The following is a 23,000-nucleotide window of genomic DNA, read 5'->3' as shown; positions in this document are numbered from 1 at the left end:
CCGCCACCCTCACGACGGGGCCCGACCGCCAGAAGGACGGCTGTTAGTCCCTACGGAAGGACAGCCCACGTATTCCAAGGCGACACGCTGTCCTTGCATATTCGGCCCCGAGCCGGTACAGTAGTGCCTCGTGCTCAGGTGGTCCCCACAAGGAACACATTGAGACGCGGGCATAGCTTAGTTGGTAAAGCGCGACCTTGCCAAGGTCGAGACCGCGGGTCCGAGTCCCGTTGCCCGCTCGAGGCTTCGAGTAGTTGCACCCCTCATACGGTGGGTTAGCCAAGCGGTTAGGCAGCGGCCTGCAAAGCCGTATAGACGAGTTCGACTCTCGTACCCACCTCTCTCGAAAGAGACAAGACCCGGGCGGTTGGCGCAGAGGTAGCGCACTTCCCTGACACGGAAGGGGTCACAAGTTCGAATCTTGTATCGCCCACTCGGCTGGCTGATTTGGCCAGTCCGTATGTCCAGTCGCGCAGGCTGGGTCAAGTATCGGGTGATTGGCGCAGCGGCTAGCGCACTTCCTTCACACGGAAGGGGTCGCAGGTTCGATTCCTGCATCACCCACCAGAGCATTTGGTCTTCTTTCTTCTTTTACTTTCTCTAAAATATGCGACGACACGCTTGAGTCGAATAGCGTGGCCTTGCCAGCCCTTGATTCACGGACTCGATTCGTTCTCGCTGATGGCATACTGACCCGGAGCCCTCCGCAGGCAGGTTAGGGTGGAAGGTATGAGTGAAGAAGCCAAGCCGCGCCAGTACCCTTACCTCCTGGCCGCTTTCGACGGATGGAACGATGCCTGTTCCGCATCGACCAACGTGATTCGCCATCTGCTCAACACCTACGAGTCCCGTGAGGTGGGCACGATTGGCTGCGAGGATTTCTATGACTACCAAGTGGCCCGCCCCATGCTCTGCCATGTGCAGGGCAGGCGCTCGATTTGTTGGCCCGAAACCAAGTTTTACGAGGTCAGGCTGGCCGACGACACCTCCCTTCTGGTGGAGACAGGTCCCGAGCCGAACTACCGCTGGGCGGAATTCTGCCGGCGCAGCATACGCATGGCCGAGGATTACGACGTCGGAGGGATCATCACATTAGGATCCATGTTCGCTGACTGCCCCCACACCCGGGAACTGCCCATGGACGACCTAGCCAGTGACGAGGCGGACGTTGACACAGAGGGGCACTCAGGACCGGTTGGGGTGCCTACAGTCCTGGACGCCCTGGCCAGTGAGTCCGGCTTCGCGACAGAATCCATTTGGGTCTCCGTCCCCCAATACCTGGGTTCCGACGAATGCGCCCAGGGCACCCTTCAGCTCCTGCGAAGGGTTTCGGGGATGCTCGGCATCAACCTTGATGAGGGCGATTTACCCAAGAAAGCCCAGCGATGGCGGGCCCAGGCTTCGGTGCTTACCCGCTGCAACGACGACTTGGCCGAGTATGTGCGCCGCCTCGAAGTGGAGAGCGACTCAAGGGTCGCCGCTTCCATTCCCGACCAGGTGGACGAGCCCACGGCCCAGGAGCTGGTACGCGAAGCCGAGGAGTTCCTTAAGTCGGTTGGCGGCCAGGACCAAGGGGTCTGAAGGCGGCCTTGTCGGCGCGAGGGCCTATTGTTGCTTCCGTAATATAAGTCCAGGCCTGCACCCTGTACCGCGGGCCCCGATAGCGAGGACGGCACTGAATGAACCAGTCGAACATCTCCATCAATCTGAGCGATCACGCGAAGGAGGTGGCGACCGGCACCACCGGTACCCAGCTCTTCGCGGACGACAAGGACATCATCGCGGTCATGGTCAATGGCCAACCGCGTGACTTGGCCACTACTTTCAACGATGGCGATGCTGTCGAGCCTATTACCCTAGGCAGCGACCAGGGGCTGGCGATCATGCGCCATTCCGCGGCGCACGTGATGGCACAAGCCGTGCAAGAGGTAAGGCCCGACGCCAAGTTGGGCATCGGACCGGTCATCAAAGACGGCTTCTACTATGACTTCGATGTCGAACAGCCTTTCACCCCCGATGACCTGAAAGAGATAGAGCGGCGGATGAAGAGGATCATCAAGTCCTCGCAATCCTTCCGTCGGCGGGTTGTCTCGGAGGATGAGGCCCGGGCCGAGGAGGCCGGTCAGCCCTACAAGCAGGAGCTGATCGGATTGACCGAAGCCCAGATTCAGGGCGACGAGGCCAGCGAGGTGTGCGACGGCGAGCTGAGCATGTACGACAACCTGGACCACGAAGGAGCTGTGGTCTGGAAGGACTTGTGCCGGGGCCCCCATCTGCCCAATACCCGCTATATCAAAGCCTTGAAGCTGATGCGCACCGCTGCCGCCTACTGGCGCGGCGACGAGAAGAACCCCATGCTCCAGCGCATTTACGGCACGGCCTGGGCTTCCAAGGAGGACCTCAAAGCCTACATGGGCCGTCTGGAGGAGGCCGCAAAGCGCGACCACCGCAAGCTGGGATCTGAGATGGACCTCTTCTCCTTCCCTGACGAGATTGGCCCAGGCCTGCCGGTCTTCCACCCCAAGGGCGCCGCGGTGATCAACGCTATGGAGGACTACTCGCGCGAGATGCACAGGAAGAACGGCTACTCCTTCGTGCAGACACCGCATATCACCAAGGGTCATCTCTACGAGATTTCCGGACACTTGCAGTGGTACAAGGACGGCATGTACCCACCCATGCACCTGGACGAGGAGCGGGACGGCGACGGCAAGGTCGTCAAGCAGGGCTTCGACTACTACCTGAAGCCCATGAACTGCCCCATGCATAACCTGATTTTCAAGTCCCGCCAGCGCTCCTACAAGGAGCTGCCCCTGCGCCTGTTCGAATTCGGCACGGTCTACCGCTATGAGAAGTCCGGAGAGGTCCACGGACTGACGCGGGTCCGTGGCTTGACCCAGGACGATTCCCACATCTACTGCACACGCGAGCAAATGAGGGGGGAGCTCAAAAGCATCCTGGAATTCGTGCTCAAGGTGCTCAAGGACTTTGGCCTGAACGACTTCTACCTGGAGCTTTCCACCAAGGATCCCGATAAGTTCGTTGGCTCCGACGAAGTCTGGGAGGAAGCCACCTCCACCCTGGCCCAAGTGGGCAAGGAATCCGGCCTGGAGCTCCGGGACGACCCCGGCGGCGCCGCTTTCTACGGACCGAAGATTTCCGTCCAGGCCCGGGATGCGATCGGCAGGACCTGGCAGGTCTCCACGATTCAGCTGGACTTCAACCTGCCTGAGCGCTTTGGTCTGGAGTACATCGCCGCAGACGGTTCCCACCAGCGGCCGGTCATGATTCACCGTGCCCTCTTCGGCTCCATTGAGCGCTTCTTCGCAATCCTCCTGGAGCACTACGCCGGCGCCTTCCCAGCTTGGCTGGCGCCTGTGCAAGTCCAGGCCGTTCCAGTCTCCGATGACTGCATCCCCCACCTGCAAACGGTGGTGGACCGCCTCAAGGAGCATTTGGTTCGCTGCGAGCTGGACCGTTCCGACGATCGTTTCGGCAAAAAGATCCGCAATGCGGCAAAGTCAAAGGCACCCTTCATCCTGATCGCCGGCGAGGAGGACGTCTCCAAAGGCGCGGTCTCCTTCCGCTTCCGAGACGGCAGTCAGCTCAATGGCGTGCCGGTGGACGACGCGATCGCATGGATTCGACAGGCCATTTCTCGGCGTGCGCAAATCAGTGCGGTCGATGACTTTGTGGAGCGCACCGACGCGGTCAAGGCCTGAGTCCGCAAGGGCAGGGTCCGCCGCAGGCAATGCCGGGCCCTGCCGTTCGGTTTCACCGGCCTGAGGGTGAGGAGAGGGATGTTTGAGCACTTACGCGGCCCCTGGAAGAGGGCAATCGCGCCGATAGCCCGGGGGATTGTGCGTCTGGGGATCAGCGCCAATGGCGTGACGGTGATAGGGGCCGTAGGCACCGTCGTGGTCGCTTTCGCCACCGGTCTGTCCGGATGGCTTCTGCCGGGGGCCATAGGGCTGGCCATCCTGGTCGCGTTCGATTCCCTTGACGGCTCGGTAGCTTCCATCACCGGCGGCGGCACTCAATTCGGCGCCTTCCTGGATTCCACATTGGACAGGGTCGCCGACTGGGCCGTGCTGGCCGCAATCATCATCAGCATGCGCAAGCACGAGCTGGACTGGATCGCCGCGCGGCGGCCGGGCCCTGACCTGTGGGCCCAGATCGGCATGGCCGCCGCCCTGTTCGCCATCATGACCTCGTTCGTCACTTCGTACGCCCGCGCCCGGGCCGAAGCCGAGGGCTACGAGGCCAAGAACGGCATCGCCACCCGCTCGGACCGCCTGGTCATCATCTTGGTGGGCATGGCCCTGACCGGCGCCGGCCTGCCTCTGGCCTGCCTGACCTGCTCCCTCCTCCTGCTCGACGTTCTCGGCTTGATCACCGTCTGCCAGCGCATCGGAAAGGTCAGAGGCGACATGAGCCTGGCCCCCAAACCCGCCGACCCCAATCACGAGTGAGTCGCTATGATCTCGCGCATGCTCATTTTCCTGGCACGTCACGCGAAGATGCTACCGGAAGGTCTCCTGCGAGTCCTGGCCAACGCAGTGGCCGACGTGGCATGGGTCCTACGCTTGGGCGGCGTCCCCCAGTTGGAGCGTAACCTCGGTCACATCGCCGGCCCCCTCCCATCCCAGCGCTTACGGAAGTTGAGCCGCCGCGCTTTGCGCTCTTATTTCGCCTACTTCTGCGAAGCCTTGACCATCGGTGCGCGCACGTCCCAGGAATTGCTGGCCCGGATTCGCATCGAGGGGACCGGCTACCCCAGTTGCTTAAAGGACATGCCTGTGAGCTCCCTGCCCATAGCCATGGGCCACCAGGGAAACTGGGAATACGCGGGCTACTGGGCCGGCCAAGACGTAGGACCGGTCACGACTGTGGCTGAGCGGCTCACTGACCATGACCTGCTTGAAGCCTTCGCCGGCATCCGCAGGGGTTTGGGCATCCACATTTACTTGACGGGCCAGCCCGGATTGACCCAGCGGCTGACGGACTGCCTCAAGCGGCCTGGACAGGTGGTGCCGCTGCTCGCGGACCGCGACCTGAGCCGCAATGGCGTCTTCGTTCATGCCTTCGATTCGATTATCCGTGTGGCAGCTGGGCCGGCGGTCATAGCCCTGGATTCCCGCCTGCCCTTGTACACGGTCAATATGCACCGGGAGCGTCTGTCAGGGGAGAGCCGGGTCCGAGCACACAGCCCCTATGGGTACGTCTGCCAGGTTGATGGGCCAATCGCGATAGAGCCCTACCTGCGGATGCCGCGTGCCCAGGCGGTGCAGGCCCTCAGCCAGGCCTGGGTCGACCAGTGGGCGCTGGATATCCGCGCCCACCCGCAGGATTGGCATATGATGCAACCGATTTTCATAGAGGACTTGAACCTTTCCCGCTTGCACGGGGTTCCTGACGACTTGCTCGCGCCCATGCGCAGCCATGCGGGCGATCGGACTGTTGGGCGGGGCCATGCGCGCTCATGACGACACGCCAGTGGGCGAGCCCGACCCCCTGGGCGGCCGCAAGCTCAGGGTGGGCATCATATCGCCTTACTCCTTTGAAACGCCTGGCGGTGTGCAGCTTCACATCCGAGACTTCGCCCAGCAGCTCATAGCCCTAGGACACGAGGTTGAGGTCCTGGCTCCCGGCCGACGGACCCCCGATATGCCAGCGTGGGTGCACACCACCGGCTCCTCGTTCTCGGTGCCTTATAACGGTTCGGTCGCCAATCTCAGCTACTTCGGCTTGGCGGGGCGCCGGACCCGCGAGTGGGTGCGGCAGGGCCGTTTCGACGTCCTTCACCTGCACGAACCGGAGGTGCCTAGCCTCAGCCACAAGCCGTTGGCCCCAGGTTTCGACCCCTGCCCTTACGTGGCGACTTTCCATGCCTCCTTCGACTCCTACCCACTGGCGTTGAAGTTGGCCAGTCCCTACCTGCGCTCGTATTTGAGCGGCATCAGGCAGGCCATTTGCGTGAGCGAAGCAGCCCGGGACACGGCCGGGCGTTACTTGAACCCCGCAACCCAGGTACAGGTCATCCCAAACGGCATCAGGGCATCCTTCTTCGCCGCAGCCCGGCCGAAGCCCGCCTGGCGAGGCAGCGCCAAGCGACCGGTGATCGGCTTCCTGGGCAGGATGGGGGAGGAGCGCAAGGGCTTTAAAGTGTTCGCCCAAGCGGCCCAAAGCCTGTTGGAGATCGAGCCGAACGCCCGCTTCCTGTGCGCCGGCGACGGCCAGGACTCCGCCCGCCAGATAGCGCGGCAGGTGCAGCCCGGCCTTGAGGATCGCATGGAGTTCCTGGGGCGGGTCTCGGACGAGGAGAAGGCTTCGTTCTATAAGAGCTTGGATGTCTATGTGGCCCCTCAGACAGGCGGCGAGTCCTTCGGCATCGTCCTGGCGGAGGCGATGGCGGCGGGCTGTCCTGTCGTGGCCTCGGATTTAGAGGCATTTGAAGCCGTCTCCCAACGGGGTTGCTCCGCTTTGCATTTCCACAACGGAGACGGCCGGGCCTGCGCCCAGCGCATCGCGTCCTTGCTGTCCGATCCAACCCGCCGCGAGGCTTTGGCAAAGGCGGGCTTGGAGCGCTCCCGCACCTACGACTGGCAGCAGGTGACCACGCGGATCCTGACGGTGTACGCCAAAGCCATGCAGCCAACCCCGTCGATGACTAAGCGGCGCTGAACGGGCGGAAAGCTCTGGGCGCAGCGCACCCTCCCGACCGTCCACCCGCGCTAGCATTGTCAAAGAGAACGCTTAGAATTATGCAAGTTCAAAGCATCTGTATTTTGTCAGGAGCGATATGTCAGGGCATTCCAAGTGGGCGACCACCAAGCATAAGAAGGCCGCCATCGACGCCAAGCGCGGCAAGCTCTTCGCCAAGCTAATCAAAAACATCGAGATCGCGGCACGTACCGGTGGCGGGGATCCTGATGGGAACCCCACTCTTTACGACGCGATCGTAAAAGCGAAGAAGTCGTCGGTTCCCGCGGACAACATCTCTCGCGCAGTCAAGCGTGGCTCCGGTGAGGAAGCCGGCGCCGCCAACTATGAGTCAATCGTCTACGAAGGCTATGCGCCCGCCGGGGTGGGGCTGATCATCGAGTGCCTGACCGACAACCGCAATCGTGCCGCGGCCGAGGTTCGCTCCACGCTGACCAAGAACGGGGGCTCACTGGCCCAGAACGGCTCGGTCTCATTCAACTTCGAGCGTAAAGGCCAGATCGTGGTGCCGGCCGAAGGGGTCGACTTCGATGATCTCTTCGAGAAAGGCGCTGAGGCCGGAGCCGAGGATGTACAGGATGATGGTGAGTCCTACACGGTAATCACCGCTCCTGGCGACCTGGTCACTGTGCGCAAGGCCCTGCAGGATGCTGGAATCGACTATGATTCAGCCGACCTGGTCCTCAACCCCAAGACTGAGGTGAGCTTGGACGTGGATGCGGCCCGTAAGGTCTCCAAACTGATCGACAGCCTGGACGACCTCGACGACGTGCAGGACATCTACAGCAATTGGACCGCCTCGGACGAGGTCATGGCCCAGTTGGATGAGGAATAAGGCCCGGTGATTGTCTTTGGCGTCGACCCTGGCCTCACCCGCTGCGGTGTCGGCGTCATAGAAGCGAAAGTCTCCCGTCGTCTCTCGTTCGTCCATACGGATGTGGTGAGATCGGATCCCGAGCTCTCCCAGGACCTTCGGCTCCTGGCGATTTACAATGGGCTGGCGACCAGGATTGACGAATACAGCCCGGATGTGGTTTCGATTGAGCGGGTTTTCGCCCAGTCCAATCGAAACACGGTACTAGGCACGGCCCAGGCTGCCGGGCTGGCCATGCTCGCTGCGGCCCAGAGGGGCATACCGGTCGCTTTGCACACGCCGACGGAGGTTAAGCTGGCTGTCACAGGAAACGGCCAGGCCGAGAAAATTCAGGTGGAGCGCATGGTGGCGCGCATCCTGCGACTGGATCGACTACCTAAACCGGCTGATGCAGCTGATGCCTTAGCCCAGGCCATCTGCCACGCCCTGCGACCGGCTGGCGCCCTCCAAGGCGGAGAGCGCGAGCAGCACCTGACCCAAGCCCAGAGGCAGTGGGCGCAGGCTCAACAGCGTTCCAAGAGGTGCGGACCCGTCCAAAGGGACATGTAAGCTGAATCGAACATGCGTTCGAGCTGGTCTCCTCTGCGGGGCCGACGGAGGAGGCCAAGGCAGGCATGTTGGCTATGTTGACTGGGTCCGTGGCCCAGATAGAGCAATCGCTCGCCGTGATTGACGTCGGCGGGGTCGGCTACGAGGTCCGTATGCCGTCTTCGGATCTGGCTGCGCTGCGTACCGGAGCGCAGGCGACTGTGTACACCTCGCTCAACATCTCGCAAGATGCGGTCACCCTCTATGGTTTTCTGTCCCGCTCGTCCAAGACCCTTTTCACCCAGCTGCTCAAGGTCAGCGGCATCGGCCCTAGGGTGGCCATATCCCTCCTGTCGTCCTTGACGCCCGACCAACTCGCCCAAGCCGTCTCCCAGGGGGACGCGGCCGCCCTGTCCCGGGCGCCGGGCTTGGGCAAAAAGGGCGCGCAAAAAATCATACTGGAACTTTCAGGAAAGATGGACGTGGATGCCCTGAACACCGGCAAGCAAGCCGAGGCCCAGGATCAAGGCCTGCGCCAGGTGATCGAAGGCCTTGTCTCCCTGGGATGGGTCCAACGGGATGCCGAACGCGCCGTTGAGGAGGCCTGCCAGGTAAATGGGTATGAAAAGCCCCTGGACCGCGCCGACGTGCCCTTGGTGCTCAAGGCCGCCTTGTCCCTTCTGGATAGGGGGCGTTGATGGTCGGCAGAGGTAAGGCGCGGACCCGTGCGACTGGTGACGATTCGCGGGCTGACGGCGTGATAGTGAACTCTGACAGCGAGGAGGAGTCCCTGCGTATGGTCTCGGCCAGCCCGATTGAGGGCGAGCCGGTATCGGATGAGGAACTGAGGCCGCAGAGCCTGGATGGTTTCATCGGCCAACCCAGGCTCAAAGCGCAGCTGGGCCTCTTCTTGGCCGCCGCCCAAAAGCGGCAGGTCGCACCGGACCACATCCTTCTGGCCGGACCCCCTGGCTTGGGCAAGACGACCCTGGCCATGATAGTGGCCCATGAGCTCGACGTCCCCATCCGCATCACCTCCGGCCCTGCCGTTCAGCATGCCGGGGACCTGGCCTCGATCCTCAGCTCCCTGGAGGCCGGGGAGGTCTTGTTCATCGACGAGATTCACCGCTTGCCGCGCGCGGCTGAGGAACTCTTGTATATCGCTATGGAGGACTTCCGTGTGGATGTGATGGTGGGGAAAGGACCTGGCGCCTCGTCGATCCCCTTGACCCTGCCGCGCTTCACGGTGATAGGAGCGACGACCCGAGAGGGGATGCTGCCCTCACCCCTGAGGGCGCGGTTCGGTTTCACCGCCCATTTGGACTTCTACCCATCCGAGGAGTTGGAGCGGCTGATAGGCCGTTCAGCCAAGGTTTTAGGCATCAACGTCAACGGACAGGCCAGCGCCCAGCTGGCCAAACGCTCCCGGGGCACGCCCCGCATCGCCAACCGTCTCCTGAGGCGGGTCAGGGACTGGGCGATCGTCCATGACTTGGATCAAATCGGTCCTGACGACGTCAAGGAGGCCTTGTCTCTCTATCAGATTGACTCCGAAGGCCTGGACCGGCTGGATTTAGCCGTTTTGAACGCAATCGTGCGCTCCTTTGACGGTGGTCCGGTCGGGCTCAACAACCTCGCCGCTATGGTTGGGGAGGAGTCCGAGACGGTGGAGACGGTCTGTGAGCCCTACCTGGTCCGAGAGGGTTTCCTGGTCAGAACCCCCAAGGGTCGTGTGGCCACCGACAAGGCGTGGGATCACTTGGGATTGAAACGCCTTCCTGATGTCACCAAGCTGTTTTAGAATAATATTCCTGGCGCTTCGCGGCGCTGGCCGACGCCCTTCCTGATTCGCGCACATAAGGAGCCAACCGTGCAGTCAAACATGTCGTCCATGCTGTTTCTGATCCTGCTGATCGCCTTGATGTTCGGCATGACCTGGTGGTCCTCCCGTAAGAACAAGCAGCGCCAAGGACAGATTCAGGATTTCCGCGAGACCTTGAAGCCTGGCGTGGAGGTCGCCACCGCTTCTGGTCTGTTGGGCAAGATCGTGTCAGTGGATATGGAGAAGGAGCAAGTCGTCGTCGACTCCGAAGGCTCCCTCTCCCGCTGGCGGATTCAAGCAATCACGAAGCCGCCGATCGTGCCGGCTTACGTTCACGACGATGAGGTGGATGAGAACGGCGACCCCCTGCCCGAGGACGATTCGTCCGACGACGAAAAGCAGGTCGTGAATGGTGATTCAGGGTCCACTCCCGCCGGGCAAGAGGCCCAGGACGGCTCGCGGCAGCCTTCCGAGCAGGACGATGACGCCAGCGAAGGCGTCTCCCAGCACAAGGGCTGAAGCCCCGCTCAAACCAAGCCCGTAAGACGCTTTCGCCTGCGGTCAGCTTCGGCTGCGCGGACGATACCGACAGAAAGAAGATCATGGCTCAGTCGAGCGACATCAGTATCGGGCAACTCCAGGCGGTTAGCCAAGAGGATGCCCTCTATGTGGTATCCCTGATGAGGACCATTCCTGACTTCCCCAAGCAGGGCATTCTCTTCCGAGACTTCCTGCCGGCCCTTGCCGACCCTCGTGGTCTCAAGGTGCTGGCCGAGGCCCTGGTGAAGACTTTACCCGTGGCGGCGAGCGATTTCGATTTAGTGGCAGGATTGGAAGCCCGCGGTTTCCTTCTGGGCCCACAGCTGGCCATGAGCTTGGGCAAGGGATTCCTAGCCCTGCGCAAGAAGGGCAAACTGCCCCCACCAACTCTTTCCCAGGAGTACTCGCTGGAATACGGCAATGCCACGATTGAGATGGAAAAGGGCTCCATAGTCCCAGGCCAGAAGGTTCTGATCGTCGATGACCTGATTGCGACTGGTGGTTCCGCCAAGGCGGCGGCCGACCTGATCAAGCGGGCAGGAGGTCAGGTGGCCGGCTTCAGCTTCATCATGGAGCTAGAAGGGCTCGCCGGACGGCGGGAGCTCCAGGATTACCCCGTCACGACCCTGGTTTCCATGCCCGCGTAAGTGCGGACGGCATTAATGAAAGAAAGCCTGAAAGCCGGATTGAGGGGGGTGTACGCCTCCCTGGCAGCCCTGGCCATTTACGCGACAGTGGTAGGCTCCTGCACGGCCTTGATTCTGTTGGTTATCTCGATGGAAGAGGGCGGCTCCACCTTATCCGCCCAAACCATACCCCTGACCCAGGCGGTCATGTTGCTAAGCCAGGGAAGTGGTTTCACGGCTGGCGTGCTTACCTTGACCATCATGCCATTAGGGCTGACCGCTGTACTCTTGGCTCTCACGAGTTCGTTGATTCATCATTTCGGTCTCTCATGGCCTGCCTTCTTCAGCGGAGGGGTCGTCTGGCTCCTGCTGACCGCCCTCCAGCAAGCGCCACGGGGGCTGGTCCTGGTCGATGACACGCTGACCCTGGAGCTTAAGAGCGGGGCGGTCTACCTCCTGGCCTACGCCCTGGCTTTCGCACAAGGAGGCGATGCCTGGGACCGGCTGGCATCCTGGACCCGTAATCATATGCCCGCAACTGCACGGCGGACTCTGAGCATTGGACTGAGATTGGCCGTTTGGGTGATTGTCTGTCTGCTGATTGGAGCCTTGGCGCTCGTCATTTCTTGGATAGTCCTTTACCATGACTCAGTTGGCCGCCTGTTCTCGCTGTCGCGCATGGGCACCGGATCGCGGATTGTGACCAGTTTCGCCGCCCTTGCATGGCTGCCTAACCTGATCATGTGGGCTCTCTCCTGGGCCTGCGGCTCAGGTTTCTCGGTAGGGGATTTGGCTGTGTTCACCCCTTGGTCGGGGCAGGCTCGGGCCCTGCCTTCTTTACCGATTTTCGGTCTTTTCCCAGATCCAATAAGCAGCCAAACACCGAGGACTTTGCTCCTGTTGACCCCTGCCCTGATGTCCTTCCTGCTCGCCATGTTTTTTTTGATGAGCCGTCGGGGTTTAGGGCTTCCAGCGGCCTTTCGCCGCCAAGGGCTGCAGAGGCTGGATGGGACCCTGGTCGCCAGCTTCGCTCGGTGCTTCCTGAGCCTGGCAGTGGCACTTGCCCTGTGCACCGGGGCTGTCAGCCTGGGTTTCCTGTGCTCCAGCGGTTCATTAGGCCAGCACCGCCTAGCTTGGGTGGGTGTGACGGTGCCCGAAGCCACATTGACCCTGGTGCGGGGTTTGTCCGTCGGCTTCTTGTGCGCCTGGCTGCTCTTCCTGCTGGTGGCTGCCTTGACGGTGGCTTGGAACAGCGGTGTGCGAGGCGTGGAACGCAGCGTCCAATTGAACCAAGCGGCCAAGTCCGGGCAATCGGCCGAAGACGCCGCTGATGTTCAACCCAAACGGCGCAGCGTTTCGCGCTTAGCGACCAGCAACCATGCTTCTGTCCATCCCAAGGAAGCCAACAGGCGCGAATCGCCGGGTTCACGGCCCTAAGCTTACCCGCGCCGACGGATTTGCAGCGAGAGCGCACGCCCCTGGAATGCAGGCAACGAAGGGTGCCCGTCGTTGGCGTGGATGATTGTGGAGGGATGCGCTGGACGTGCCGGTCTCGTTCAAAGGGTCATGAGTCATCCCGTAAAACCACCAGCCTTTCCACAAGAGACCGGCTAAGCGCTATCGGCTGAGAGTAGGGATTACGGCTGGACGCTAGCCTGCTTGCCTCCGGCGGCCGTCTTGAGCCCGGTAGCTGCGGGAATCACCAGCCCTGCCAACGAGCGCCTGATGCTGGATGGGACTAGACGCCGATGCGCTAAGCTGGTTCCGACAACTGCAGCAGACAGAGTGGAGACGATGGATGATCGTAGTGGCAAGACACAAGCGTGACCCCAGTAGACCATACGCCACCTCCTCGCATGATTCGGCGGGGCTGACAGACAACGACAAGACGATGGAAGAAGGCAAACAACCCCTGGAGCAGGAGGCTCCCCACAAGCCTCACGTTTCGGAAGCTGGGGAGGGCAAACCCATCGCCGAATGGGCGGTTGGCCTGCTTGTCGCTCTTTCGGCGATTCTCGCTGCTTGCGGGAGGACTTTCGTTGGTACGCTGCTGATGGCCCTGACTGCACTGTGCTTGGGGGTTATGCGGCTGCGGCTGAGGGGTAGAAGCCCTTGGAAGGTGCGCTCAGTAGCATTCGATGCCTTCATCTGCATCGGTTTGGGTTTAGGACTGGTCGCCACCTACTTGAGCGTCATGCTGCTCCTGTGAGCTGTCGCCGGATTCAGCGGCCATGGCCCCACCCGCTGGCTCGGCAGCTGAGTTCTGGTCTTCGCTCCGGCTCTCGTCCGTCTTGGTATCGTGGGCGTCAGCGCCCTCGTCCCCCGCTTCGGTGTGAACGGATTCCTGCGGCGCGTCGGCTCCACCCACCAAGGCCGCTGGCATGTCAATCGAGCTTTCAGGCGCCGTGTCGAGCTTGGCCCGGGCGCCGTCCAAGACCATGTGGCACAGAATCACGACCAGACCGACGACCGCTCCTGCCATCAGAGGGCAGACGATGAAGATCGGCAATTGACTGATGGGGTCGGCCTCCAGGCCTGTGCCATGGGCGAAAAGGGCGATGCCGGTCGAACGGGCTGGATTCAAACCGGCTCCGGTCACTGGATACGTAATCATGACCGCGACCCCGTACGCCATGGCGGACCGCCAGACATGCCCGCGCTTGGGCCGCCCGTCATCCCGAAGGCTGGTGATGGCCACTGCGACCACGATCAGACTGGCGATCAGTTCGGCGACGATCGCCAGCGTCACGTTGAAGGACAGGTGGAATTTACCAAGCATGTCAGCGGAGGGGGAGCCCTTATCGAAGCCGTTGACCGCCACGGTCAGCCAGGCCCTGCCGTCATTCTCCGTGGTGAGCGGCAGGAGAGACACAACCACACCGCCGGCGGCGATGGCGCCCAGGAATTGGGCCAGGATGTATGACAACCCCTGTATCCAACCGATTTGGGCGGTGAACATAGCGGCGAAGGTGACCGCAGGATTGAAATGCGCGCCGCAGAATTTGCCGAAAATGGACCCCGCAGCCAGGAATGCCAGCGCCCAGGTCGTGGCCGCCTCAAGAGCCGAGGTTCCTGCGGGAATCCGCCCCCAGGAACAGACCGCGTACACCGCGAAGCAAATCAGGAAGCTGCCGGTGAATTCGGCCACCGCTCGCAAGGCGGCGAGTGTGGTTGGCTTCAGGAGTTGCGCTGCCGTCGTTTCCGTATCCGGGTCCATCATGCATCCTTCGTGTTGCGTGTCGCCCGTCGCTGGCAAGCCCTTGCTTTCGCTCAAAGGTTCCTTGGGGCTATTTGCGGCGACGGCTGAAATCACAGCTTTAGGGTAAGCTGTGATGAGTTTTTGTCATTCACTATGCCATGTTATCAGGCCACGTTGGGAGAACGATGCCACATCCATACAGCCGCGCCATGAAGGCGCACGAAGCTTCCGATGAAGGGGTCCGCCTGCAAAAGGTCCTGGCCCAAGCCGGTTTCGGATCGCGCCGCAAATGCGAGCAAATCATCACCGAAGGCCGGGTCGAGGTGGACGGGGCTCTGGTCACCGAGCTGGGCAGCCGCGTGGACCCCGACAAGCAGCAGGTCAAGGTGGATGGTTCGCGCATCCACATCTCCGGCAAGCATGTCACCCTGGCTTTAAACAAGCCACGCAAGGTCCTGTCCGCTATGGACGACCCCAAAGGCCGCTACACCCTGCGCGACATCATCGGTGACCGCTATGAACGCGTCTTCCACATGGGCCGCCTGGACTATGACTCAGAGGGTCTGATCCTGATGACCGACGACGGCGAGCTCGCTCAGCATGTCATGCACCCCAAGTACGAGGTGGAGAAGACTTACATGGCCACCGTGCGCGGCAAGCTGGGCGGCAACGTCTGCCGCCGGCTCGTCACCCAGGGTGTGCTCCTCAACGATGGGCTGATCAAACTGGATCATTGCGCGATAGTGGACCGCTCACGCGATCACACGATGGTCAAAGTGATCCTGCACTCAGGGAAGAACCGAATCGTCAGGCGCATTTTCGACGCGGCCGGTTACCCGGTCTCGCGCCTGGTGCGCACTCAGATCGGCCCCATCCGCTTGGGCGACGTCAAGCCGGGTTCCTACCGGGTCCTCTCCCGGGCAGAAATCATGGCCTTGGACAAGGAGGTTGGACTGTGATTACGGTCGCTATTGACGGACCTGCGGGTGTCGGCAAATCCTCCACATCCAAGGCCCTGGCAGAACGCTTCGGTTTGGCATACTTGGATACCGGCGCCATGTACCGCGCCGCCGCCCTGTGGTGCCTGGATCAGGACTTGGATTTGGACGCCCCCGAACCTGACGCGCAGGCCATTGTCGAGGCTGTGGCCGCCTTGTTCACCGACGGGCACTTCGGAATCAGCATGGATCCCGCGGACCCTTGGATTCGCTTGGATGGCGAGGATGTGGGCGAACGCATCCGTTCGGCTCGGATTTCCTCGCATGTCTCCGTCGTCTCTGGCATCCGTGCGGTGCGGCGGGTCTTGATCGCGGCCCAGCGGGCCTACATGCGCGGGGAAGAGGATGAGGGCGCTTACTCCCAGGGCCGCGGAGTCGTCGCCGAGGGCCGGGACATCACTACGGTGGTGGCGCCAGAGGCCGAAGTGCGAGTCCTGCTGACTGCACGCGAAAGTGTGCGTGCGGCCAGGAGAAGCGGCCAGTTCTCCCAAACCCCGGGAGGGGAGGGTGCGGACGATGTGGCTGCCCGCGACCGCAAGGACTCCAAGGTCACTGCCTTCACCGAACCGGCCCCCGGGGTCACTGAACTGGACAACTCCGATATGACCTTCGAGCAGACGCTGGACGCGCTGTCAAGGATCGTCCAAGCCGCAATCGACCAAGACCCGGCCTCGTACCGGCAGGGCCTGGATGACTACGAGCTGGCTGAGGAGGATAAGGCTATCATCGAAGCCGAGAGCTCAGACCGTGAGGAGGAGCAAGGTCCAAGGGCCGTCGGTGTGCTGGCCGTCGTTGGACGTCCGAACGTAGGCAAGTCCACCTTGGTCAACCGCATCCTGGGGCGTCGAGCAGCTGTCGTTGAGGACACGCCGGGCGTGACCCGCGATAGGGTCACCTACGAGGCTGAGTGGGCCGGCACGGACTTCCAAATCGTCGACACCGGCGGCTGGGAGGCTGATGCCCAAGGCATCGGTTCGGCAATCGCTGATCAGTCCCAGCTGGCTGTCTCCTTGGCTGATGCCGTCTGCTTCGTGGTGGACGGGCAGGTAGGGCTCACCGACATGGACTCCCGCCTGGTAACCATGCTGCGCAAGGCCGGAAAGCCGGTCGTGCTCGCGGTCAACAAGCTGGACTCGTCCGACGCCGACTACACGGCCTCTGAGTTCTGGAAACTCGGCATGGGCGAGCCTTACGCCATCTCCGCCATGCATGGCCGGGGCGTGGGTGATCTTTTGGATGCCGCTGTGGCCGAGCTCAAGCAGGCCGAACGCACCTCCGGCTTCCTCACTCCCTCCAACCTGCGCCGGGTGGCCCTGGTCGGTCGGCCGAATGTAGGCAAGTCCTCCCTGCTCAACCAGTTGGCCGGGCGGGAGCGGGCTGTGGTCAACGAGCTGGCAGGAACTACTCGCGACCCGATTGACGAGGTCGTACAGGTGGACGGGCAGGACTGGCTTTTCATTGACACCGCCGGAATCAAGCGCCGTCTTCACAAGATTTCTGGTGCCGAGTACTACTCTTCCTTGCGTACCCAGGCGGCGATTGAGCGTTCCGAGCTGGCACTGGTCCTTTTCGACGCCTCCCAGCCGATCGCTGACCAGGATCTGAAAGTCATGAGCCAGGCCGTGGACGCCGGACGCGCCGTGGTTCTGGTCTTTAACAAGTGGGATTTGCTGGATGACTTCGGGCGGCAGCGCTTGGAGCGCTTGTGGGCCACCGAGTTCGACAGGGTCACCTGGGCCGAGAGGGTCAACCTGTCAGCAAAGACCGGATGGCACGCCAATCGCCTGGCTAAGGCCATGCGCACCGCGCTGGACTCCTGGGACCAGCGCATACCCACCGGAAAGCTCAATGCCTTCCTGGGCACGGTTCAGGCCGCTCACCCGCACCCCCTCCGGGGCGGTAAACAGCCGCGCATCCTGTTCGCCACGCAAGCGGCAACGCGACCTCCGCGCTTCGTCATCTTTGCCACTGGATTCCTTGAAGCTTCGTACAGACGATTCCTGGAGCGCCGCCTGCGCGAGGAGTTCGGCTTCGCAGGCACACCGATTCAGCTATCGGTCCACATTCGGGAGAAGAAGCAGGTGACCGGAAAGAGCAGGGGAAGCAGCAAGCACAGGTGAGCGGGAGCGTAACCTGTGTCAACCAATACGAGGAGGCCACCTCATGAGGACTACCCTTACAGCATGGTCCGGCGGCATGCGGTGGCCTCATCTTTCGGCATGTGAATTAACCGCTCTTCCTCCAGCATGGACCGCTCGCTGACAGACTGCGTGCTGAGGGGTGCTTGCGGTCTTCCTGAGGTCTGTCTGAGAAGCCGCTGGCTCCAAGGCCGCCAGGCCCTGTCCGAGGGTCGCGGACCGGAATGTCCGGAACCACACCGAATCAGCCCGACAGACCCTGCAGGAAGCCCTGACTTACCAGGAACGGCTGGTCGGTATACGCCCAGACTCGGATGAACGCAACAATCCGCCGCCCACGTTCGTCCGCCAGCACAGGACAGGCTCCTGGGCGTTCAGGATGCATGCGAAAGGCCTTGCGAGCAGTATACGACCCTTGGCACCGCTGAAATGCGCCCGCCGCTGCAAGGGGCCTGCCCGCGCCGACCGCCAGGCATAGGGACAGCAATGACACGCTTACCTGTGGTGCGCCAATGAAATCCAGGGCCTTACCCTGCTTGGAGCAGACGCCATCGGATACGGTAGCCGCTGGCACCCGCCCTCAGAAGTCGACGATTGCCTGCTTGCCACTCGTTAAGCGAGCAGGAGATGGCGTCCACCCTGGCCTTGACCACCGCGCTCTCTGTAATCACCCTTGGCGTCATCATATTGGCCCGAGGCATTCAATACGGCATGTAATACGACGCGCACTCAGTCAGATATTCAATGTAGGAGGAAACCATGGTTCAGCAAACAGTCGCACAGCAAATCGTGTAAGTGCTCGAGGAACGCGGGGTCAAATACGTGTTCGGCATCCCTGGCGAGGAGAACATACGCCTGGTGGATGCGATTCACGAATCCCCGTCCATCCAGTTCATCCTCGTGCGCCACGAGCAGGGCGCTTCCTTCATGGCCGAAGTCTACGGCCGACTGACCGGCCAGCCAGGCATCGCCACGGCGACGCTTGGCCCCGGTGCGATCAACCTGCTCCTGGGCGTGGCCGATGCCCAGAGCAATTCGACGCCTCTGATCGCAATCGCTGCCCAGGGCGGCCTGGAGCACATTTACAAGGAGTCGCACCAAGTAATCGACCTGCGAGCCATGTTCACCCCAGTCACGAAGTGGTCGGAGAACATTTACGAGGCCCAATCAGCGCCTGAAGTAATCGCCAAGGCATACAACGAAGCCATGAACGGTCGCCCTGGAGCGACCTTCGTGGCCATGCCGGAAAACGTCGAGGCGGCTGAGGCCGTAGGCCAGACTCACGTGCCCGCCATGCCGCACCCGGTCAGTTTGCCTATGCAGGAGGACATCAAGGCGGCCGCCGACATGGTGCGATCCGCTCAGCATCCCATCGTCCTAGCGGGCATGGGCGTAGTGCGCGATCATGCCATTGCTGAGATGAACGCCTTCATGACGGCTACCGGCCTGCCCGTCGCCACTACGTACATGGGCAAGGGCGCCGTTGACGACCACGACTCACACTCGCTCGGGGTGGTGGGCTTCATGGCCCACGATTACGAGAACTTCGCATTCGACCAGGCCGATGTCATCGTCTCCGTCGGATACGAACTCTCGGAGTTCAAGCCCGAGAAGATCAACCCGCGCGGCGAGGTCCCGGTCATCCACATCAACGCTTTCAGCGCGGACACGGACGCCCATTACCCGGTGAAGATCAACATTAACGCCGATATCGCGTCCAGCCTGCAGATGCTGCAGCAAGAGCTGGGGGATTACCATGCACCGACCTTCTCCGCCGCCATCCGTGACGCCATCGAGGAGGAACTGGCCTTCGGCGCTAAGGAGTCCGGCGCATCCCTGACACCGCAGCAAATCGTTTCAGCCACCCGCGAGGCGGTCGATGACGACGGCATCGTGCTCACCGACACCGGCGCCTTGAAAATGTGGATGGCACGCCTGTACAAGACCTACGCGCCTAACACGCTGTTGATCGACAATGGGCTGTCTACCATGTCATGGACGCTGCCCGGTGCCATCGGAGCGAAGCTGGCTGAACCCAATAAGCACGTGTTGGCGATGATGGGCGACGGCAGTTTCATGATGAACTCCCAGGAGCTGGAAACCGCCCACCGCTACCAAATCCCGCTGACCGCCATGGTCTGGGTGGACAAGGCCTACGGCCTGATCAAGTGGAAGATGGATCTGGGACTGGGTCACCACAGCGAGGTCGATTTCAATAACCCCGACTTCCAGCAGTACGTGGAGAGCTTCGGTGGCAACGCCCATCTGATCGAGAGCCGTCAGCAGCTGGTTGATACCCTCAAGTCCACGTTGGCGGCCGACGAGGGCATCAACGTGCTTTTCGTGCCCGTGGATTACAGCGAGAACATGAAGCTCATCGACAAGCTCGGCAAGGTGACGATCTCGCTGTGACGAGCGGCGACTAAGCCGGGACTCAGGATCTGTCAAACAGCGTAGACCTGCACCGACGATAGAGCCGGTTGTGGTATGGACGGTATCGCTTTCGCGGCCGTCCATACCGTGCATATGGAGCCGTTTGTCCGCTCCAGTGGCTTCCGTGGCCCAACCATTACATGTGAATCCCCTCAATCCTCAGGATATACGCGAAAGGCGGCGTGAGCGGTATATGCCTTTGGCAGCCACGGAGGCGCCCGCTGCCGCCAATGGTGATTCTCAGCGGAACCGACGATGACGCACTGGTCGCCAAGACCGCCGTAGCCGCGCGGGATTACACTGGATGCCATCCGCGAGCCGTCCTGCCTAGGCTCCGGGTATGATCCAATCGACGCCATAACGCCTGTACAGTCACTGACGGGCCAACGGTCAAGACAATGAGGGGGAGTCGGCGGTGAGCGCAATGAGCATTCAAGAGGTCAGCGACCTTATGGGCATCAGTAGCTATACCCTGCGGTATTACGAAAAAATCGGCCTGCTCTCCTTCGTCCGGCGCGACGCTCATGGGGTCCGCCAGTTTGAACCCGAGGACTTACTGACCCTCAATACCGTCCGCTGCCTCAAGGAAACGGGCATGCCGCTGAAAGAAATCAAACATTACCTTACCTTGATCCAGGAGGGCATGGCCTCTGCCTAGGAGCGACGGGATATGTTTGTGCGCCAGAAGCAAAAGACGCAGGATGGAATCGCAGCACTCACCAAAGCTCTGGAGACCATCGAGATGAAGCTCCACTATTACAACGAAGCTTTGGAACATGGCACCTTGGCGGTATACCAGGAGCAGCGGTCACAAAAGTTGTCCAGCATCCTCTCAGGCAACCAAGGCTAAGCGCTCAGAAGAAATCGATTTGCCTTAGAGGGCACTCTAAGCAGTAGCGTCGGAGCTATACGTTCGCACACTATGCAAAGGACGTGAGTGCCATGAATATCGTATTCGTCAACGGGAGCAGCAATAAGTCCGGCAATACCAGCAAGATGGGGGGAGCGCGTCCTGAAAGGCAAGCGCTGTCAGCAGATTGACCTCGTCGATTACCGCATCAGCCAACTGGGGCAAGAGGACCACACCGACCAATTCGCCGCGGTGTTCGACCAACTGAAGCAGGCGGATTGGATTGTGCTAGGCACGCCCGTCTACTGGCATGACATAAGCGGATATTTGAAAACCCTCATCGAGCGGATCTCCCAAACTACCGATTTTGAGGAGGCCTTGAGAGACAAGCAAATCTCAGTCCTGGTTCAAGGCGCTGACCCTTCCGACACCATCGGCCCGGTCACGCACATCATTACCCGATTCGCCCATGTCGCAGGAATGACCTTCGCGGACTTAGAGGACCGCTGAGCCCCTGGACCGGGGTTCAGCGACGGCGTTCTGCAACAAGACCAGGACAAGGAGCGTGAAGAACCATGAATGACAAAACCAAACGAGTGTTTCAGGCGGAATGGTATTCCTGCTGCGAGCGGCCATTGGGGCTGTCGCGGTTTGGGGTTTCACCCTGCGCCAGAATTCAGCAGCCCCTGCGGCTTCTGTCTCCTTGGGCAGCGGCTCGGCCAAGGGCGCTTCTCCTCGCGGGAGAAAGGATTTCGCTAAGCCTCAGCACTCCGTTAGCGGCAGCAAGATCGTCTTCATCAACGCCAGTCAGAACGCGCAAGGCAATACCTCATCCTTGGCTCAACGAATGCTGGGAAAGCAACCCTACACGCAGATTAACCTGTCTGAACACCACATCCCTCAGGTCGGGCAGGGCGACGGCGACTTCGACGCGATCTGGAACCAGCTCAAGGGGGCGGATATCATCGTCGTGGGCACTCCGGTTTACTGGTCGAACATGTCCGGCTATCTCAAAACCTTCATCGATCACCTGCAGATCAACAGCGACCTGGAAGGCAGCGACCTCTATGTGATTGTCCAGGGAGGCGGATGCCGTGCAGACCAACACCATCAACTCCACCTACGCCACAATGAACCGGGTCGCGGTACGGTTCAAGATGAATTTCGTGGGCATTGCGCAGAAGGACAAGCAAGCGCAAGAACTCCATGACGTGATGAGCGGCAAATAACGAGTCGCCCGAGTGTTCTTCTCTAGCACGCACCCGGAAGCAACCATGACTGGTAGCGCTCTCTTTGTGAACGCTATGAAAGGGGAAGCGCAGGAGGGGTCGCGTCATCCAGCGCCCGTAGGAATTCCTGAGCAGCCAAGAACCGTTGAAGGCAGCAGGCTTAGGAGATCATGTCCAGTCGGTAACCGGCGTATTGCCTAATGCCATACCCGCAGATCGGATGGCTTGAGAGGTCCCATGAACGATCTGGACAATTCCTGGGACCGTCGCCTGCGCCACCGGAGTCGCGCCAATCCGGCGGCTCTCAACCGCCGCATCCGGGACCGAGCCCAACACGATCTTGCCCGCCGAACAAACGAGGAGGCGGACAGCGGGGAACCGCAGCCCCCTTCACCGCCGTACGGCGCCTTCCCATCCGCCAGGCTGACATACCAGCGCTGAACCCGCGCCGTGGTGATGTCCTTCAAGGCCACATTCCCCCAATGGGGCAGGACCCACAGGTATGAGCCAAACACGAGAGACGACGAATGGGAACGCGGCCATGACGCCGGGCAGGCTGCTGACACCGGTGAGCACGTTGAACGCCTGGAGGGCGCTGGAAATCGAACTCCCGTATGTGCATACCGGACGGCTGCTCAGATACCCACCGGAGGATGTGGCGCACCTGATACGCCGCAATATCGACCGGAACGAGTTCGACACACCTGCCAGACACCCTAACGGCAGGGTACGGCGGACGCACAACCAAGTACATACCCAAATCCTAAAACAACACGTTCAGCTCCCATAGACCTGCTTATACGATGTGCCCGAAATATGTCCGATTCCGAAAAAACAGGAATGGTCCCGAGGCCGTGGAACCTTGGAACCATTGCCTTCCCGTGCGCCAGACAGGATTCGAACCTGCGACCTGCTGATCCGTAGTCAGCTGCTCTAATTCCATTGGGCTACTGGCATGTCATCTTGAACAATCGCTTTTTTCTGACAACTCATATGTCACGCCGCATTTCGAGCTGGCATCCATCCTGGTGTGTCGCTGC

General features: G+C 61.3%; 21 protein-coding genes and 5 tRNA genes. 24 read left to right on the top strand and 2 right to left on the bottom strand.

Annotation, left to right across the window (positions count from 1 at the left end):
* Positions 1-166: 166 nt before the first annotated feature.
* The 17 genes from AB656_RS02245 to AB656_RS07590 all read left to right on the top strand — a co-directional run bounded on the left by AB656_RS02245 (position 167) and on the right by AB656_RS07590 (position 13,322).
* A tRNA-Gly gene (locus tag AB656_RS02245) sits at positions 167-239 on the top strand.
* A gap of 30 nt (positions 240-269) precedes the next feature.
* Positions 270-340 (top strand) — tRNA-Cys (locus AB656_RS02240).
* Positions 341-361: 21 nt separating this feature from the next.
* Positions 362-433, top strand: a tRNA-Val gene (locus AB656_RS02235).
* 58 nt (positions 434-491) lie between these two features.
* Positions 492-567: transfer RNA gene (locus AB656_RS02230), tRNA-Val, on the top strand.
* Between the two features lie 162 nt (positions 568-729).
* Positions 730-1,581, top strand: a complete 852-nt coding sequence (locus AB656_RS02225) for a PAC2 family protein (protein ID WP_033504433.1) — start codon at positions 730-732, stop codon at positions 1,579-1,581.
* 98 nt (positions 1,582-1,679) lie between these two features.
* Positions 1,680-3,722 carry a threonine--tRNA ligase gene (gene thrS / locus AB656_RS02220; protein ID WP_033504432.1) on the top strand — a complete coding sequence of 681 codons (2,043 nt, stop codon included), beginning with the start codon at positions 1,680-1,682 and terminating at the stop codon, positions 3,720-3,722.
* A gap of 78 nt (positions 3,723-3,800) precedes the next feature.
* Entirely contained in the window at positions 3,801-4,472 is a 672-nt protein-coding gene (locus AB656_RS02215; protein WP_033504430.1) for a CDP-alcohol phosphatidyltransferase family protein, read from the top strand.
* 6 nt (positions 4,473-4,478) lie between these two features.
* On the top strand, positions 4,479-5,486 hold the full coding sequence (locus AB656_RS02210; RefSeq protein WP_051905262.1) for a phosphatidylinositol mannoside acyltransferase: 1,008 nt from the start codon (positions 4,479-4,481) through the stop codon (positions 5,484-5,486).
* Positions 5,473-6,684 carry a glycosyltransferase family 4 protein gene (locus tag AB656_RS02205; protein ID WP_051905422.1) on the top strand — a complete coding sequence of 404 codons (1,212 nt, stop codon included), beginning with the start codon at positions 5,473-5,475 and terminating at the stop codon, positions 6,682-6,684. The genes AB656_RS02210 and AB656_RS02205 overlap by 14 nt, the downstream gene beginning before the upstream one ends.
* 118 nt (positions 6,685-6,802) lie before the next feature.
* Positions 6,803-7,558, top strand: a complete 756-nt coding sequence (locus AB656_RS02200) for a YebC/PmpR family DNA-binding transcriptional regulator (protein ID WP_033504429.1) — start codon at positions 6,803-6,805, stop codon at positions 7,556-7,558.
* 6 nt (positions 7,559-7,564) lie between these two features.
* Positions 7,565-8,146, top strand: coding sequence for a crossover junction endodeoxyribonuclease RuvC (gene ruvC, locus AB656_RS02195; RefSeq protein WP_033504428.1), 582 nt, complete (start codon positions 7,565-7,567; stop codon positions 8,144-8,146).
* Positions 8,147-8,211: 65 nt separating this feature from the next.
* On the top strand, positions 8,212-8,823 hold the full coding sequence (ruvA, locus tag AB656_RS02190; RefSeq protein ID WP_033504426.1) for a Holliday junction branch migration protein RuvA: 612 nt from the start codon (positions 8,212-8,214) through the stop codon (positions 8,821-8,823).
* 98 nt (positions 8,824-8,921) lie between these two features.
* Entirely contained in the window at positions 8,922-9,926 is a 1,005-nt protein-coding gene (ruvB, locus tag AB656_RS02185) for a Holliday junction branch migration DNA helicase RuvB (RefSeq protein WP_236681913.1), read from the top strand.
* Between the two features lie 69 nt (positions 9,927-9,995).
* Positions 9,996-10,466: a preprotein translocase subunit YajC gene (locus AB656_RS02180; RefSeq protein WP_236681896.1), complete on the top strand. Its 471-nt coding sequence runs from the start codon at positions 9,996-9,998 to the stop codon at positions 10,464-10,466.
* Between the two features lie 83 nt (positions 10,467-10,549).
* Complete coding sequence (locus AB656_RS02175; protein ID WP_033504425.1) at positions 10,550-11,134, top strand: adenine phosphoribosyltransferase; 585 nt, start codon at positions 10,550-10,552, stop codon at positions 11,132-11,134.
* A 15-nt stretch (positions 11,135-11,149) separates the two neighbouring features.
* Positions 11,150-12,550: a cell division protein PerM gene (locus tag AB656_RS02170; RefSeq protein ID WP_144418912.1), complete on the top strand. Its 1,401-nt coding sequence runs from the start codon at positions 11,150-11,152 to the stop codon at positions 12,548-12,550.
* A 370-nt stretch (positions 12,551-12,920) separates the two neighbouring features.
* Complete coding sequence (locus tag AB656_RS07590; RefSeq protein WP_236681895.1) at positions 12,921-13,322, top strand: DUF3017 domain-containing protein; 402 nt, start codon at positions 12,921-12,923, stop codon at positions 13,320-13,322.
* Here the strand turns inward: AB656_RS07590 and AB656_RS02165 are convergent.
* Positions 13,278-14,387, bottom strand: coding sequence for an MIP/aquaporin family protein (locus tag AB656_RS02165; RefSeq protein ID WP_144418911.1), 1,110 nt, complete (start codon positions 14,385-14,387; stop codon positions 13,278-13,280). The genes AB656_RS07590 and AB656_RS02165 overlap by 45 nt on opposite strands.
* A 110-nt stretch (positions 14,388-14,497) precedes the next feature.
* Between AB656_RS02165 and AB656_RS02160 the strand changes: the two genes are divergently transcribed.
* From AB656_RS02160 to AB656_RS02130, 7 genes are all read left to right on the top strand, one after another.
* A complete protein-coding gene (locus AB656_RS02160; protein WP_033504424.1) occupies positions 14,498-15,271 on the top strand; it encodes a pseudouridine synthase in 774 nt (257 codons plus the stop codon).
* Positions 15,268-17,430, top strand: a complete 2,163-nt coding sequence (der, locus tag AB656_RS02155) for a bifunctional cytidylate kinase/GTPase Der (protein WP_051905257.1) — start codon at positions 15,268-15,270, stop codon at positions 17,428-17,430. Before AB656_RS02160 ends, der begins: the two co-directional genes overlap by 4 nt.
* A gap of 813 nt (positions 17,431-18,243) precedes the next feature.
* Positions 18,244-19,860 (top strand): acetolactate synthase large subunit, encoded by a 1,617-nt coding sequence (locus tag AB656_RS02150; protein ID WP_201777335.1) that lies wholly within the window; start codon positions 18,244-18,246, stop codon positions 19,858-19,860.
* Positions 19,861-20,305: 445 nt separating this feature from the next.
* Positions 20,306-20,539, top strand: coding sequence for a MerR family transcriptional regulator (locus AB656_RS02145; RefSeq protein ID WP_051905256.1), 234 nt, complete (start codon positions 20,306-20,308; stop codon positions 20,537-20,539).
* A gap of 12 nt (positions 20,540-20,551) precedes the next feature.
* Complete coding sequence (locus tag AB656_RS02140) at positions 20,552-20,731, top strand: hypothetical protein (protein ID WP_051905255.1); 180 nt, start codon at positions 20,552-20,554, stop codon at positions 20,729-20,731.
* A 96-nt stretch (positions 20,732-20,827) separates the two neighbouring features.
* Entirely contained in the window at positions 20,828-21,241 is a 414-nt protein-coding gene (locus AB656_RS07585) for a flavodoxin family protein (protein ID WP_081924839.1), read from the top strand.
* A 100-nt stretch (positions 21,242-21,341) separates the two neighbouring features.
* Positions 21,342-21,941, top strand: a complete 600-nt coding sequence (locus AB656_RS02130) for a flavodoxin family protein (RefSeq protein WP_051905253.1) — start codon at positions 21,342-21,344, stop codon at positions 21,939-21,941.
* Between the two features lie 901 nt (positions 21,942-22,842).
* On the opposite strand, the gene AB656_RS02120 is transcribed toward AB656_RS02130, so the two are convergent.
* Positions 22,843-22,915, bottom strand: a tRNA-Arg gene (locus AB656_RS02120).
* Positions 22,916-23,000: the final 85 nt, after the last annotated feature.

This window comes from Bifidobacterium actinocoloniiforme DSM 22766 (genome assembly GCF_001263395.1).
GTDB lineage: Bacteria > Actinomycetota > Actinomycetes > Actinomycetales > Bifidobacteriaceae > Bombiscardovia > Bombiscardovia actinocoloniiformis.
Note: the sequence above shows the minus strand (reverse complement) of the source record. Positions and strands in the feature narration are given on the sequence as shown.

Bases quoted from the DNA above. Each gene is read 5' to 3' on its own strand.
- ruvB (WP_236681913.1), top strand. From the start codon at position 8,922: ATGGTCTCGGCCAGCCCGATTGAGGGCGAGCCGGTATCGGATGAGGAA.
- AB656_RS02225 (WP_033504433.1), top strand. From the start codon at position 730: ATGAGTGAAGAAGCCAAGCCGCGCCAGTACCCTTACCTCCTGGCCGCT.
- AB656_RS02175 (WP_033504425.1), top strand. From the start codon at position 10,550: ATGGCTCAGTCGAGCGACATCAGTATCGGGCAACTCCAGGCGGTTAGC.
- AB656_RS02145 (WP_051905256.1), top strand. From the start codon at position 20,306: ATGAGCATTCAAGAGGTCAGCGACCTTATGGGCATCAGTAGCTATACC.
- thrS (WP_033504432.1), top strand. From the start codon at position 1,680: ATGAACCAGTCGAACATCTCCATCAATCTGAGCGATCACGCGAAGGAG.
- AB656_RS02205 (WP_051905422.1), top strand. From the start codon at position 5,473: ATGCGCGCTCATGACGACACGCCAGTGGGCGAGCCCGACCCCCTGGGC.
- AB656_RS02200 (WP_033504429.1), top strand. From the start codon at position 6,803: ATGTCAGGGCATTCCAAGTGGGCGACCACCAAGCATAAGAAGGCCGCC.
- AB656_RS02160 (WP_033504424.1), top strand. From the start codon at position 14,498: ATGCCACATCCATACAGCCGCGCCATGAAGGCGCACGAAGCTTCCGAT.
- AB656_RS02140 (WP_051905255.1), top strand. From the start codon at position 20,552: ATGTTTGTGCGCCAGAAGCAAAAGACGCAGGATGGAATCGCAGCACTC.
- AB656_RS02170 (WP_144418912.1), top strand. From the start codon at position 11,150: ATGAAAGAAAGCCTGAAAGCCGGATTGAGGGGGGTGTACGCCTCCCTG.
- AB656_RS02215 (WP_033504430.1), top strand. From the start codon at position 3,801: ATGTTTGAGCACTTACGCGGCCCCTGGAAGAGGGCAATCGCGCCGATA.
- AB656_RS02130 (WP_051905253.1), top strand. From the start codon at position 21,342: ATGGTATTCCTGCTGCGAGCGGCCATTGGGGCTGTCGCGGTTTGGGGT.
- AB656_RS02210 (WP_051905262.1), top strand. From the start codon at position 4,479: ATGATCTCGCGCATGCTCATTTTCCTGGCACGTCACGCGAAGATGCTA.
- ruvA (WP_033504426.1), top strand. From the start codon at position 8,212: ATGTTGGCTATGTTGACTGGGTCCGTGGCCCAGATAGAGCAATCGCTC.